The organism is Lysobacter sp. GQ73 (genome assembly GCF_059758755.1).
Genome location: NZ_JCAXEE010000001.1, coordinates 887336 through 901006 on the forward strand (window position 1 = coordinate 887336; position 13671 = coordinate 901006).

Sequence of the window (13671 nt, forward strand, 5' to 3'; positions counted from 1 at the left end):
CCGGGCGGCCGAGGCCGCCTGCGCGGTCGCCCCTTACCTCACCGTGCGCGCCGGCCTGATCCGGAGCGGCCGCCCTCCCCCTCTCTCGGGCGTCCGCACTTGGCAAACCGTCGCGCGCGGTCTTTTATCTACCGGTACGGCCGCCCGCCGGACCGCTCGTCCCCTGGTCCGGCACCGCGCCGGACCGCTCACCGGAGCCACGCCCGCATGAACCGAGGCCGCATGATCCTGGCGATGATCCTCACCTACATGGTGTTCGGGATTCTGCTCAACAGCGTCGGCACGGTGATCCTGCAGTCGATCCAGGGCTTCGGCATCAGCAAGGGCGACGCCAGCATCCTGGAGGCCTTCAAAGACCTGCCGATCGCGATCGTCTCGTTCCTGACCGCCTCGCTGATGCCGCGCCTGGGCTATCGCCGGGCGATGATGCTCGGCCTGGGCTTCGTCGGCGCGGCCTGCCTGCTGATGCCGCTGCTGGCCTCGTTCTGGATGACCAAGCTGCTGTTCGTCGCCACCGGCGTGTCCTTCGCCCTGGTCAAGGTCTCGGTGTACTCCTCGATCGGCCTGCTCACCGAGAACAAGCAGACCCACGCCAGCTTGACCAGCACCATCGAAGGCTGGTTCATGGTCGGCGTGCTCGCCGGCTACTGGATCTTCGCCTGGTTCATCGATCCGCAATCCCCGGGCGACCCGGTGTGGCTGCGGGTGTACTGGCTGCTCGCGGCGATCGCCGCGGCGATCCTCGCCCTGCTCGCGACCTCGCGCATGGACGAACGCGCCGCCAGCGACGGCCACGCGGTCGGCGATTCGTTTCTCGACATGTTCCGCCTGGTCGCCCAGCCGCTGGTCGCGGTGTTCCTGGTCTCGGCCTTCCTGTACGTGCTGATCGAACAGAGCGTCGGCACCTGGCTGCCGACCTTCAATCGCGAAATCCTGCACCTGCCGACGACGATGAGCGTGCAGGCCGCGAGCATCTTCGCGGTGTCGCTGGCGCTGGGCCGGCTCGCCGCCGGCGTGGCGCTGCGGCGCGTGCCCTGGCACTGGCTGTTGATGGTCTGCGTGCTGGCGATGGCGGCGCTGGTGCTGCTGGCCCTGCCGCTCGCGCGCAACCTGCAGCCCGACCCGGCGATGAGCTGGGCGCATGCACCGCTCGCGGCGTACGTGTTCCCGCTGATCGGCCTGTTCATGGCGCCGATCTATCCGGCGATCAATTCGGTGGTGCTGAGCTCGCTGCCGAAGTCGCGGCACGCGGCGATGACCGGGCTGATCGTGGTGTTCTCGGCGCTCGGCGGCACCACCGGTTCGTTCATCACCGGCCAGTTGTTCGCGCGTATCGGCGGCGGCACCGCGTTCTATCTGTCCCTGCTGCCGATGGCGATGCTGTTGCTCGCGATCGCCTTGCTCAAGCGCCAGTCGGGCCTGGCCGAACGCGCAGCCATGGCGCCCTCCTGATTGCCTTGCCGTCCGCTGCCGATCGGCGGCGTTCTCATTCTCGCCAGGCTCGGCCATGCATGGCCTCGTGGCTATGGGCCTCCTTCGTCGTACTCTGAAACCGGCTGCCCGCTTCCCGCATCGCCCACCTCACGGCGGGCTTTTCATTGGAGAGTGGCATGAACGGAATCCACCTGCGCCGGCACCGCAAGCTGTATCTCGAAGCCGGCGACGGCGGCGCAAGTCGCGATGGTGCCGTCGGCCTGCATTTCGTCGTGGTCAGCTTTCACAGCTGCACCAAGCAACCCTATTGCGAGTTGCCGGAGTGTTTCGCCGGATGGATGGCGCGCAGCGACGCGAACTCGGGCGAACCGTTCGAGGCGCGCACGGTGGAGGACCGGCTGGACCTGGCCGCGAACCAGCGAAGCTGCCTGCCCTTCGTGCTGGATCCGGAAACCGGCCAGATCATCTGGACCGACATCGGCCTGGGCGGCTATCCGCGCTGGAACCACGCGGCTAACCACCTGAGCGGCATTTCCCGGATCCTGCGCGCGATGACCGCATTGGCGACGCCGGATCTGCAGGGCTTGTTCGAACTGCACGCGCAGGCCTGCGGCCGCGTGGTCGAATCGCCGGATCAAGCCGGCACGGTGTTCTCGATGCACGAAGGTCTCACTCACTTCGACGTCGACGGTATTCGCGCGGAATTCCTTTGACCGCCCCCGCCGCGCCCGCTCGGGCGAGGCGCTCGCGACCACCGGGCAGCTCGAACGCCGCGAGCCCGCGACGAACGCCGCAAGCCGTCAAGCCACACGCGCGTTTCGCCTATCACTCGATCAACACGTATTCGCCCTTGGCGCCGAAGCGCTTGCCGGCGCGCGCGCACAGCTTGCCGTCGCAACGGCTCAGAGTGCCGGCCTTGGTCGCATCGAGAATCTCGGCGCCGAACTCGGCGCGCTCGATCAGGCGCAGCGATTTGCGGGCGAAGTACCAACTGCCGCCGACCGCCAGCAGCGAGCCGATCAGCAGGGCCACCGCGCTCTTGTAGATCAGGTTCTGCTGGGCGCGCTCGATCTTCTTGCGCTGCTCGTCGAGCGCCTGCGCGGCGCGCGTGGCGACTTCGGCGCTGTCGCGCAGTTGGATGCCGATCGCGCCGAAGGCCAGCTCGGCGCCACGGCCGACCGCTTCCTGTGCCTGCGCCTGCACCGCGTTCACGATCTGCTGCGCGAGCTGCTGGGCATCGGCGCCCATGCCCTGGGCGGCGCGATGCAGTTCCTCGGCGCTGCGGTCCACGTGCTGCACCGCCCGTTCGCTCTGGTCTTGCAGATGCTGGGCGAATACCGCCAGATCGGCGGCGAGTCGTTTCAGGTCTTGCGCGTCCTGCACGATGCTACTCCTTGGGTTATGGACCGGTGCCGGGCCCGACGGCGAGCCCGGGACCGGCCGAGGCCGGGTTCGCCGGCGGCGCGGCTTGCGCGCGCGCGACGAGGTTCGCCTGGATCTGCCGATAACGGTCGTGACCGTCCTGCAGCCAGGCCTGGCCTTCGGCGGACTGGGCATAGTCCTGGGTTGCCGCCTTGAAGGCCGCGCCGTCGTGCTGCCTGGCCGCTTCGACCAGGCGGGCGAAGGTTCGGTCGATAAGGTTGTCGTCGGTCATGAAGGATCGGATAGCGAAACGGAGCGCGCCGCGGACGGCGCGCGAAACGCAGCGAGGCTTCGGCCGACGCGAGGCCGGGACAACGCCAGGCTGCGAACCTGGAATGGCGCGTGGATCATGGGACGCATGGCGGTGTGGCACATGGAGCTGCGAATGCGATGCGGCGTCGCGACCGTCGCCGTTCGGGGCCGGGCCACGTTAGCACTCGCTGCGATCTGCGCCCAGCGTCCGGATCGGACGACCCGTCGCGCCGCCCCCCGGCGCAGCGATGCAGTGTGCCCTCACTGCATCGTCGGACTCAAGTGCGCCGCCGGGCCGCCGGGCCGCCGGGCCGCCGGATGCGCTCGATGCGCTCGATGGGCGCGATGGGCGATGGACTCGATGCAGGGTTCGGCGCATCGCCTACAGGCGCAGCTCGCTGTCGCGATCGAAAAAGTGCATGCGCTCGGCGGCGTAGGACAGATGCACGTTGTCGCCGGCGCGCGGCAAGTCGAACGGCGGCAGCCGCACCACCAACTCGCCGCCGCCGCACCGCAGATTGAGGAAGGCCTCGTTGCCGACCGGCTCGACCACTTCGACCTGAGCCGCCAGGGTGTCGGGGCCGGCCTCGGCCAGGTGCAGGTCCTCCGGGCGCAGGCCGACGGTCAATTCGCGCCCGAGGTAGGCACGCAGTTTTTCGCCGGTCTCCGCGTCCGGACGCAGGCTCAGCGCGACGCCGTCGCCGATGCGCAAGAACCGACCGCCGCCGCGCTCCTCGACCCGACCCGACAAGGTGTTCATCTTGGGGCTGCCGAGAAAGGTCGCGACGAACAGATTCACCGGCCGGTTGTACAACGCCATCGGCGTGTCGATCTGCTGGATCTTGCCGTCCTTCATCACCACGATGCGCTGGCCCAGGGTCATCGCTTCGATCTGATCGTGGGTGACGTAGATCATGGTGGTGCCGAGCTGGCGGTGCAGGCGTGCGATCTCCACCCGCATGCCCATGCGCAGTTTCGCGTCGAGATTCGACAGCGGCTCGTCGAGCAGGAACACCTGCGGTTGCCGCACCAGCGCGCGGCCCAGGGCGACGCGCTGGCGTTGCCCGCCCGACAGCGCCGCCGGCTTGCGCTGCAGCAGCGGCTCCAGTTCCAGCATCGCCGCCGCCGCGCCGACCCGCTCGGCGATCTCGGCCTTGCCCATGCCGCGCAGCTTGAGCCCGAAGCCCAGGTTGTCGGCCACGGTCATGTGCGGATACAGGGCATAGCTCTGGAACACCATCGCGATGTCGCGGTCTTTCGGCGGCATGTCGTTGACGCGGCGCTCGCCGATGCTCAGATCGCCCGAGCTGATCGTTTCCAGCCCGGCGACCATCCGCAACAGGGTCGACTTGCCGCAGCCCGAGGGGCCCACCAGCACCAACAATTCGCCGTCCTCGATCTCGAAGCTGGCCTCGGCGACGCCGACGTAACCGTTCGGATAAACCTTGCGCAGACGATCCAGCGTGACCTTGGCCATGAATTCTCCCGACAATGCGACCGGAGCGATGCATTTGTCCTCGCCCTGGGCTATTCTGCCATGTAACCGTTTTCATGCACGTCCGATTGGCTCCGGAGGCCACGACGAATGACCGATTCCCGCGCTGCCGCTTCTGTTCGCACCACGTCCGACCGCCGTTTTCCCGAAGGTTTCCTGTGGGGCGCGGCCACCGCCGCCCACCAGATCGAAGGCTCGCCGATGGCCGACGGCGCCGGCCCGAGCATCTGGACCCGCTTCGCCCACACCCCCGGCATGACCCTCAACGGCGACACCGGCGATGTGGCCTGCGACCACTACCGGCGCTGGAAGGAAGACGTGAAGCTGATGCGCGAGCTGGGCCTGCAGGCCTACCGTTTCAGCGTGTCCTGGTCGCGCATCCTGCCCGAGGGCACCGGCCGGGTGAACCAGGCCGGCCTGGATTTTTATTCGCGGCTGGTCGATGAGTTGCTGGCCAACGGCATCGAACCTTTGCTGACCTTGTACCACTGGGACCTGCCGGCCGCGCTCGACGACCGCGGCGGCTGGCTCAACCGCGACTGCGCCGATTGGTTCGCCGAATACGGCCGGGTCATGTACCGCGCCCTCGATGGCCGGGTGAAGAAGTGGGTGACCCTCAACGAGCCCTGGGTGATCACCGACGGGGGCTACCTGCACGGCGCGCTCGCACCGGGCCACCGCAGCCGCTTCGAAGCGCCGATCGCCTCGCACAACCTGATGCGCGCGCACGGTGCCGCGGTCCAGGCTTACCGTGCCGAAGGCAAGCACGAGATCGGCCTGGTGGTGAACATCGAGCCCAAGTACGCCGCCACCGATTCGGCCGAGGACGCCGCCGCGGTCGAACGCGCCCATGCCTACATGAACGAGCAATACCTCGACCCCGCCCTGCTCGGCAGCTACCCGCCGGCGCTGCGCGAGATCTTCGGCGAGGCCTGGCCGGAATGGCCGCAGGCCGATTTCGAGCTGATCAAGCAGAAGCTCGACTTCATCGGCGTGAACTACTACACCCGCAGCGTCACCAAGGCCGCCGAGAGCTATCCGCTCAACACCGGCGTGGTGCGCCAGCCGCTCGGCACCTACACCGAAACCGGCTGGGAAGTGTTCCCGCAGGGGCTCACCGACACCCTGACCTGGGTCAAGCAGCGCTACGGCGACATCCCGATGTACATCACCGAGAACGGCGCGGCCTTCTTCGACCCGCCGGTCGCCGAGCCCGACGCCAGCGGCGAGCGCCGGGTGCGCGACCCGCTGCGCATGGACTATCTGCAAAAGCACCTCGGCGCGATCCACGACGCCATCCAGGCCGGCTGCGACATCCGCGGCTACATGGTGTGGTCGCTGCTCGACAACCTGGAATGGTCGCTGGGCTATTCCAAGCGCTTCGGCGTGGTGCACGTGAATTACGGCACCCAGGAGCGCACGCCGAAGGACAGCGCCCGCTGGTATTCGAAGGTGATCGCGAGCAACGGCGCCCACCTCGGCGAACCTTTGCCGTACTGAGACCGGCCGCACGCCGCGGCCCGGGCACGGGCACGGCGCAACGCCCGGCGCCTCGTCCTGGTCGCGACGGGCGCGGCAAACGCAAGCGGCCGCGGCCGCATGTTTCGCATGCGCCGCGAAGCCTCGTCACCCTGCGGCGTCGAATGTTGCCGCCGGGCGCTCAAGCGGCGATATGCTTGGACCCCGGCCGGGACCGACATCCCGGCGGCGCGAAGGACGCCCCGGCGGCGTTCGCTCGACCTCCCCCTCAATCTTGGTTTGCGGGTTCCATGCACGACACCCTGCTGCTGTTCGGCGCCACCGGCGATCTCTCCCAGCGCTATCTGTTTCCCTCGCTGGTCCATCTGTGGCGCGACCGCCTGCTGTCGGCCGGGTTCCGCATCGTCGCGGTCGGCCGCCAGACGCTGAGCGACGACGAATTCCGCGCCTGGTTGCGCGAGCGCATGGCCAACGAGGTCGCCGACGACCCGGCGGTGGTCGAGGAACTGCTGGGCCGGATCGCCTATGTCTCGGTCGATCTGCGCGACGAGGCGGCGATCGCCGGGGCCCTGGCCGGCTACGCCGACCGCCCCAGCGTGAGCTATCTGGCGACGCCGCCGGATCTGTTCGTCCCGGTAGCCCAGGGCCTGAAGGCGGCCGGCCTGCTCGAAGGCGAATCGCGCCTGGTCCTGGAAAAACCGATCGGCCGCGACCTGGCCTCGGCGCGCGCGATCAACGCCGCTTTGCGCACCTGCCTCGACGAAAGCCGGATCTTCCGCATCGACCACTACCTCGGCAAGGCCGCGGTGCAGAACCTGCTGGCGCTGCGTTTCGGCAACACCTTGCTGGAAGCGGTATGGCAGCACCGCTGGATCGAATCGGTCGACATCTTCGTCGGCGAGACCGCCGGCGTCGACGGCCGCGAAGGCTATTACGCCAACTACGGCGCGCTGCGCGACATGGTCCAGAACCACATGCTGCAGTTGCTGGCGCTGATCGCGATGGAGCCGCCCTCGGCGCTCGACGCCGACAGCATCCGCGACGAGAAGCGCAAGGTGCTGCGCGCGCTGCGGCCGATGACCGAGGCCGACGTCGCCGCCAACACCGTGCGCGGCCGCTACGGCGCCGGCGTGGTCGAGGGCCGCGCGGTCCAGGGCTTCGTCCACGATGCGCCGGTCGAGACCTTCGTCGCGGTGCAGACCTGGATCGACAACTGGCGCTGGGCCGGGGTGCCGTTCCGCCTGGTCACCGGCAAGCGCCTGGCCGAGCGCGCGACCGAAGTGGTGGTGTCGTTCCGGCCGGTCGCGCACTGGCTGTTCGAGCGCCCGCGCCGCGGCCGCGAGCGCCCCAATCACCTGCGCATGCGCCTGCAGCCCGACGAAACCATCGAGCTGGGCCTGATGGGCAGCCTGGCCGCGCCGGAATGGGGCGCGCTGGAACTTCGGCCGATGTCGCTGGACCTGCAGGCCTCGTCCTCTCCGCAGCGGCGCATCGCCTACGAGCGCCTGCTGGTGGACGCATTGCGCGGCAACCAGACCCTGTTCGTGCGCGACGACGAAGTCGAGTCGGCCTGGCAGTGGATCGACAGCATCGAGCGCGCCTGGTCGCAGACCGCGCAACCCGTCGTCGAATACCCGGCCGGCTCCTGGGGGCCGGCCGAAGCCGAGGGCTTCCTGCCTCCGGTCAACGGTCATCGTGGAGGCCAGGCATGAGCGGCGCCCTGCTCGCGGATATCGGCGGCACCAACGCCCGTTTCGCCCTCGCCCGGCCCGACCGCGGCGCGCCGCAGTTGCTGCCCGACAGCGTGCAGATCTTCGCGGTCGCCGACTTCCCCTCGCTGGCCGATGCCGCGCGGCATTACCTCGACCGCACCGGCGCCACTCCGAGCCATGGCGTGTTCGCGGTGGCCGGACGCGTCGACGGCGACGAGGCGCGCATCACCAACCATCCCTGGGTGATTTCGGCCGAACGCACCCGCATCGCCCTGGGCCTGCAACGCATCGACCTGGTCAACGACTTCGCCGCGCAGGCGATGGCGGTGTCGCTGCTGCAGCCGGTCGACGTGGTGCCGATCGGCGGCGTCGCCTGGCGCGGCTGGAACGAATCCGGCGACCGCACCTACGCGATCATCGGCGCCGGCACCGGCCTCGGCGTCGGCGCGCTGCTGCGCCGCGACGGCCGCTATTACCCGCTGCAGACCGAAGGCGGCCACGTCAGTTTCGCCCCCGGCACGCCGGAAGAGATCGAAGTGCTGCAGCGCCTGTCGGGCGAGTTCGGCCGGGTCTCCAACGAGCGCCTGCTCAGCGGCAGCGGCCTGGTCAACCTGCACCGCGCGCTCAGCCAGATCGCCGGCGAGGACCCCGGCCCGCTGCAGCCGCAGGACATCACCGCGATGGCGCGCGAAGGCGACGTGCGCTGCCTGCGCGCCATCGACGTCTTCTGCGCTGTGTTCGGCGCCGCCGCCGGCGACCTGGTGCTGACCCTCGGCGCCTGGGACGGCGTATTCCTGCCCGGCGGCCTGGTGCCGAAACTGATGCCGTGGCTGGCCCATTCCGGTTTCCGCCAACGCTTCGAGCACAAGGGCCGGTTCTCGCCGACCATGGCGCGGGTGCCGACCCTGGCGGTGACCCATCCGCAGCCCGGCCTGCTCGGCGCCGCCGCGCTGGCCGCGCAATTCGCTCCGGCCGCGGATCTCGCCTCGTCGCATTGAGGGCCTCGTACCTGGCTTGAGGAGTAGGAGCGGCGCGAGCCGCGACCGTCATGCCGCGCCAGTGCGCGGTACGCCTGCAGGCCCGCGGTCGCGGCTCGCGCCGCTCCTGCCCGGCCCGGCTCGGTCGGCCATCGCCCCAACGGCCGCGCCGAGCACGCCGTCTTGAAGCTCGACGTGCCAGAATCGCCGGCATGCTCGATGCTCCCTCGCCCGTTCCGCACGACCCCGCCGAACCGGACACCGTGCCCTACCGATGGCATGAGCACCGCAGCTTCGACACCTGGACCTGGTCCTGCGCGGTGGCGATCGCCGCCGAACTGCGCCGCGACCTGTCGCGCCGCCCGCGCGCGCGCTTGCTGCTGTCGGGCGGCACCACCCCGGCGCCGGTATACCGCGCCCTCGCCCGCGCCCCGCTGGACTGGAGCCGGGTCGATGTCGCCCTGGTCGACGAGCGCTGGCTGCAACCCGAGGATTCCGACAGCAACGCCTGGCTGGTCCGCCAGCATCTGCTGCGCGACAACGCCGCCGCGGCACGCTTCGAAGCGCTGACCCGGCCGGGCCGCAGCATCCAGGAGTCGGCCGCCTTCGCCAACGCTCACGCCTTGCAGCCGGCCACCGCGGCCGTGCTCGGCATGGGCGAGGATGGCCATACCGCTTCGCTGTTCCCGGGGATGCCCGACCTGCAGCGCGCCCTGGGCTCGCGCCAGGCCTATGTGGTGGTCGACGCCCAGGGCTGCCCCGGCGCGCGCCAGTGGAGCAAACGCATCAGCCTGACCCCGAGCGGCCTGGCGCAGGCGCAATCGCGCTTTCTGTTGATCCAGGGCAAAGCCAAGCGAGAGGCCTTCCAACAGGCGCTCAACAGCGGCGACCTGCAGCGTTGGCCGGTATTGATCGCCCTCGATGGCGCGACTCCGCTCGAAGTGCACTGGTACCCCTGAGCGGCTCCGCTTGCAGGGTAGGAGCGACGCAAGTCGCGACCGCGGGGTTTCATGTTCGCTGCGCAGCCGGACGAAGGTTCGCGGCCGCGGCTCGCGCCGCTCCTACTCCTGCATCGCGGCGACCCGCTCGAATCCCTGAGCAGCGACGCTCCCAGGGGTAGGAGCGACGCAAGTCGCGACCGCGGGGTTTCATGTTCGCCGCGCAGTTAGATGCAAGTTCACGGTCGCGGCTCACGCCGCTCCTACTCCCGGGCATCGCGGCGACCCGCTCGAACTCCTGAGCAGCGACGCTCCCCCAGGGTAGGAGCGACGCAAGTCGCGACCGCGGGGTTTCATGTTCGCTGCGCAGTTAGATGCAAGTTCACGGTCGCGGCTCACGCCGCTCCTACTCCTGCATCGCGGCGACCCGCTCGAATCCCTGAGCAGCGACGCTCCCCCAGGGTAGGAGCGACGCCAGTCGCGACCGCGGGGTTTCATGTTCGCTGCGCAGTTAGATGCAAGTTCACGGTCGCGGCTCACGCCGCTCCTACTCCTGCATCGTGGCGACCGGTTCGAATCCCTGAGCAGCGACGCTCCCAGGGGTAGGAGCGACGCAAGTCGCGACCGCGGGGTTTCATGTTCGCTGCGCAGCCGGACGCAGGTTCGCGGCCGCGGCTCGCGCCGCTCCTGCTCCGTCGGCGCGCGTCACTCGATCGCCATGCTCACCCTCGCCGGCACCCGCTCGATCTTCAGCTCGCCCTGGCGCCAGGCCTGCGGCCTGCCATCGACCAGGGTCTTGCCGGGTGCGCCGGCGAACGGCCAGGGCAGGACCAATCCGCCCGGCGGCAGCTCGACACCCGCGTCGATTTCCAAGGTCGCCTGCCCGCCCTCGCGCTTGAAGCGATAGCCCAGCGCGCCATAGGGCGTACGCAGACCCTCGACGCTCACGCCCTCGCCTTGCAGCCAGTCGGCGGGAATGCCGGCGGCGATCACCAGCGCCCGATCGATATCGCGGGTGTAGGCGAACAGGTCCAGCGCCGAGCGCACATAGTCCGACTCGACCCAGGCATGCGGCAGGTCGCCGACGAAGAAGGGCTTGCGCGGCGTGCGCGAGACCACTTCCGCCCATTGGTTCCAGGCGCGCGGCTGCTGGTCCTTGAAGAAGAAGTCCAGCGCCTCGTGGGCGCGGTCGCGCCAGCCCAGGCGCACGAAGCTGCCGATGGTGCGCAGTTCGTACGGCGTGTAGTCCTTCCATTCGCGGCGACCGTCGCGGCGATCGATGAACTCTTTCCAGTAACGCTCGAAGGTGTTGCGCAACAGCGTCTCGGGCAGCAGGCCCTGCTCGCCGCCGGGCGCCAGGGCGATGGTGGTCGAGGTCGCGTCGAAATCGCCGAGTTCGGCGGCGCCGGGCAGGTAGTCGATCTTGTGCGCGCGGGTCGCCGCTTCGAGCGAAGCATAAAGGTCGTCGCGGAACTGGTCGCGCGAAGCGGCGAAGGCCTCGGCCTCGTCGTCGCGCCCGAGCCATCGCGCAATCTCGACCGCGTCCTTGTAGCCGCGCAAGGCCCAGAAATTGTCCCAGTACGAATGCATCGGCTTGGCCGAATAACCCTCGTGGCTGATCGAGGCCGGCATCATTCCGTAGAAGGCCGGGTTGAGCGCGCGATTGGCCGGCGTGCGCTCGCTCAGGCGCAACTCCTCCATGTAGGCCACCGCTTTGTGCACATGCGGCCACATCGATTCGAGCAAGGCTCGGTCGCGGGTATAGCGATAGACCTCGGCGACGGTGAAGATCAACTCGCCGTGGCTGTCGTTCTCCGGCACCGGGTCGCTGCCGCGGTCGTCGACGCAGCACGGCACCTTGCCGTTGTCGAACTGATACGGCGCGTACCAGCGCAGGAATTCCTCGGCGACGTCCTCGCGCCCCATCCGCAGCAGGCCCTCGCCGATCATCGCGCCGTCGCGGATCCAGGCGCGCGCATACGAGCGCGTGCCCGGCTGCAGGCGCGGCCCGACGCGGCTGATCAGCATATGCGCCAGGCCGGTACGCAAGGTATCGACGACGCGCTGGCCCTGCGCCGGCACGCGCAACCGGACCCGGTCGAGTTTGTCGCGCCACTGCGCCGCGGTCGCCCGTTGCCATTGCGCGGCCTCGGCCGGGTCGGCGCTCGGCGGATCCGTCCCGTCCTGCGGCAGGTACAAGGCCACTTCGCGGGTTTCGCCCGGCGCCAGCCGCATCGGGTACAGCAACGCTGCCGAAGCCAGCCCGTTGAGGTCGAATACCTCGTGCTCGCTCGGGCGCACCGTCGACGCGCGCAGACGGCCCACCACATCGCCGTCCTGGAACGGCATCGCGAACGCCGAACCGACCGGAGTCGACGAACGCACGCCGGGGCGGCCGTCGAGTTTCACCGTGCCCGCCTTCGCGTCGATCTGGATGCGGTGGATACCGCTGACGCCGCCGGTGGTACTGAGGAACTGGGTCGGCGGATTGACCTGGAACGGCCGGATCGCCAGCGCCAGGGTGGCGCTGCGCGCCTGCCGCGAGGTATTGCTGAGCCGGTAGCGGGCGACGATCAGGTCGCGGTCTTCGAGCAGCGGCGCGAACGCAGTGACCTCGAGCTGCAGGTCGCCGGCACTCCAGCGCACGCTCGGGATCGGCAGATAGCCGTCCTGCAGGCTCTGGCCGGTCTCGACGTCGGCCCAGGTCTTCAACGCGCCGCGGTTCGATCCCGGCGACGCCGCGTCTTCGGTCAACAGCAAGGGCTCGACGCTGTAGCCGCCCTTGAAGGCTTCGACCGCGCCGTCTTCGCCGATCAGGCCATGCGAGCTGCCGCCGTCGGTACCGAGCACGGTCCAGTACGGCTGCTCGCCGCTGAAGCCGCGCGGATAGTCGCCGCGCGGCGCGCGCCGGGCGAGTTCCTTGATGAAATCGTTCGGCGTGGCGGCGAAGGCCAAGGGCTGCAGGCTCAATTCGACCAGACCGAAGCCGGGGCCCGGCCCCTGCTCCGGCAGCAGGCGCAGATAACGCGCTTCGGCCTCGGGCAGCGCGACGAAGTCGGTGCCGCCGTCGCCGCGCTCGATCGACCTCACTTTGTCCCAGTGCTTGCCGTCCGTGGACAGTTCGATCCGATAACGCGAGGCATGCGCCTGTGGTGCCCACTGCAGGATCGCGCCGCCGAATTCGCGCACGCGGCCCAGGTCGAGGGTCAGGTGCGGCGTCGCGCCCTTGTCGACGCCGCTCTTTTCGAAAGTGCCGCGCCAGGCCGTGTCCGGATCGCCGTCGACCGCGTAGCCGGCGCGGCTGCCCTCGGCGCCCGCACTGGCGACGGCCGCGCCGGTCAGCGGGCCGCCGGGGTCTTTCGGCAGCGCCTGGAAACTCAGCTCGTCGAAACAGACCGAGCCCTTGCCGCCGACGCTGTTGTAGACGGTGAACTCGAGCTTGGCGCTCTTGCGCAGGGTCGGATCGGGCGCGGGGCCCCACGCGCGGCTGATGTGGCGCTGCTTGTAGATCACCGGCGTCCATTGCCTGGGGTAGTCGTACTTGGGCTTGTTGACCCACCAGACGTTGTCGCCGCTGGCGTCGACCAGCTTGAACTGCAGATCGTTCTGCGGCGAATCGCCGCGCAACTGGAACGCGAAGCGGTAGTCGTCTGGATAGTCCAGCGGCAGTTCGCGCTGCAGCCCGGCATAACCCGAGACGCCGTTGAAATCGTAGTCCAGGCACAGGCCCAGGCCCTTCGCGCCGGCGACGGAGCGCAAATTCGCGCTGACCTGATTCGATGTCACCACGGTCCACGGCGCCGCAGATTCGAAACCATCGAGCAAGCGCGGCGCTTCCTGGGCGGCAAGCGCCGGCGAGACCAGGGCGAGGCCCAGCGCGAGCGTCTGCGCGACGGCCTTGCCGACCAAGCTTGCCCATGGGCGCGCGGCCGGCGCGACGGATTGCATGGGTTCCGACATTC

Annotated in this window: 10 protein-coding genes; 6 read left to right on the forward strand and 4 right to left on the reverse strand. The window is 69.3% G+C overall.

The window, feature by feature from the left end; translation table 11 throughout:
- Window positions 1-207: 207 nt before the first annotated feature.
- Both AC6CH2_RS03430 and AC6CH2_RS03435 read left to right on the forward strand, forming a co-directional pair.
- Window positions 208-1452, forward strand: coding sequence for an MFS transporter (locus tag AC6CH2_RS03430; protein ID WP_498267940.1), 1245 nt, complete (start codon window positions 208-210; stop codon window positions 1450-1452).
- 158 nt (window positions 1453-1610) lie between these two features.
- Window positions 1611-2147 carry a hypothetical protein gene (locus AC6CH2_RS03435; protein WP_498267941.1) on the forward strand — a complete coding sequence of 179 codons (537 nt, stop codon included), beginning with the start codon at window positions 1611-1613 and terminating at the stop codon, window positions 2145-2147.
- A 112-nt stretch (window positions 2148-2259) separates the two neighbouring features.
- Here the strand turns inward: AC6CH2_RS03435 and AC6CH2_RS03440 are convergent, their stop codons facing one another.
- From AC6CH2_RS03440 to AC6CH2_RS03450, 3 genes are all read right to left on the reverse strand, one after another.
- Window positions 2260-2817 (reverse strand): hypothetical protein, encoded by a 558-nt coding sequence (locus AC6CH2_RS03440; protein ID WP_498267942.1) that lies wholly within the window; start codon window positions 2815-2817, stop codon window positions 2260-2262.
- Between the two features lie 16 nt (window positions 2818-2833).
- Complete coding sequence (locus AC6CH2_RS03445; protein ID WP_498267943.1) at window positions 2834-3088, reverse strand: hypothetical protein; 255 nt, start codon at window positions 3086-3088, stop codon at window positions 2834-2836.
- 402 nt (window positions 3089-3490) lie between these two features.
- Window positions 3491-4585, reverse strand: coding sequence for an ABC transporter ATP-binding protein (locus AC6CH2_RS03450; RefSeq protein ID WP_498267944.1), 1095 nt, complete (start codon window positions 4583-4585; stop codon window positions 3491-3493).
- Between the two features lie 108 nt (window positions 4586-4693).
- Between AC6CH2_RS03450 and AC6CH2_RS03455 the strand changes: the two genes are divergently transcribed.
- The 4 genes from AC6CH2_RS03455 (at window position 4694) to pgl (ending at window position 9730) form a co-directional block, all read left to right on the forward strand.
- Window positions 4694-6103 carry a GH1 family beta-glucosidase gene (locus AC6CH2_RS03455; protein WP_498267945.1) on the forward strand — a complete coding sequence of 470 codons (1410 nt, stop codon included), beginning with the start codon at window positions 4694-4696 and terminating at the stop codon, window positions 6101-6103.
- A gap of 269 nt (window positions 6104-6372) precedes the next feature.
- A complete protein-coding gene (zwf, locus tag AC6CH2_RS03460; protein ID WP_498267946.1) occupies window positions 6373-7794 on the forward strand; it encodes a glucose-6-phosphate dehydrogenase in 1422 nt (473 codons plus the stop codon).
- Window positions 7791-8792 carry a glucokinase gene (glk, locus tag AC6CH2_RS03465; RefSeq protein WP_498267947.1) on the forward strand — a complete coding sequence of 334 codons (1002 nt, stop codon included), beginning with the start codon at window positions 7791-7793 and terminating at the stop codon, window positions 8790-8792. Before zwf ends, glk begins: the two co-directional genes overlap by 4 nt.
- A 191-nt stretch (window positions 8793-8983) precedes the next feature.
- The gene (pgl, locus tag AC6CH2_RS03470) at window positions 8984-9730 is read left to right on the forward strand and encodes a 6-phosphogluconolactonase (protein WP_498267948.1); all 747 of its coding nucleotides are present in this window, start codon (window positions 8984-8986) and stop codon (window positions 9728-9730) included.
- Between the two features lie 684 nt (window positions 9731-10414).
- Here pgl and AC6CH2_RS03475 read toward each other — a convergent pair.
- Window positions 10415-13669, reverse strand: coding sequence for a discoidin domain-containing protein (locus AC6CH2_RS03475; protein WP_498267949.1), 3255 nt, complete (start codon window positions 13667-13669; stop codon window positions 10415-10417).
- Window positions 13670-13671 lie beyond the last annotated feature (2 nt).

What these genes read in the sequence shown, in the direction of transcription:
- zwf (WP_498267946.1), top strand. Translation starts at nt 6,373, where the DNA reads ATGCACGACACCCTGCTGCTGTTCGGCGCCACCGGCGATCTCTCCCAG.
- pgl (WP_498267948.1), top strand. Translation starts at nt 8,984, where the DNA reads ATGCTCGATGCTCCCTCGCCCGTTCCGCACGACCCCGCCGAACCGGAC.
- AC6CH2_RS03455 (WP_498267945.1), top strand. Translation starts at nt 4,694, where the DNA reads ATGACCGATTCCCGCGCTGCCGCTTCTGTTCGCACCACGTCCGACCGC.
- AC6CH2_RS03475 (WP_498267949.1), bottom strand. Translation starts at nt 13,669, where the DNA reads ATGTCGGAACCCATGCAATCCGTCGCGCCGGCCGCGCGCCCATGGGCA.
- AC6CH2_RS03445 (WP_498267943.1), bottom strand. Translation starts at nt 3,088, where the DNA reads ATGACCGACGACAACCTTATCGACCGAACCTTCGCCCGCCTGGTCGAA.
- glk (WP_498267947.1), top strand. Translation starts at nt 7,791, where the DNA reads ATGAGCGGCGCCCTGCTCGCGGATATCGGCGGCACCAACGCCCGTTTC.
- AC6CH2_RS03450 (WP_498267944.1), bottom strand. Translation starts at nt 4,585, where the DNA reads ATGGCCAAGGTCACGCTGGATCGTCTGCGCAAGGTTTATCCGAACGGT.
- AC6CH2_RS03430 (WP_498267940.1), top strand. Translation starts at nt 208, where the DNA reads ATGAACCGAGGCCGCATGATCCTGGCGATGATCCTCACCTACATGGTG.
- AC6CH2_RS03435 (WP_498267941.1), top strand. Translation starts at nt 1,611, where the DNA reads ATGAACGGAATCCACCTGCGCCGGCACCGCAAGCTGTATCTCGAAGCC.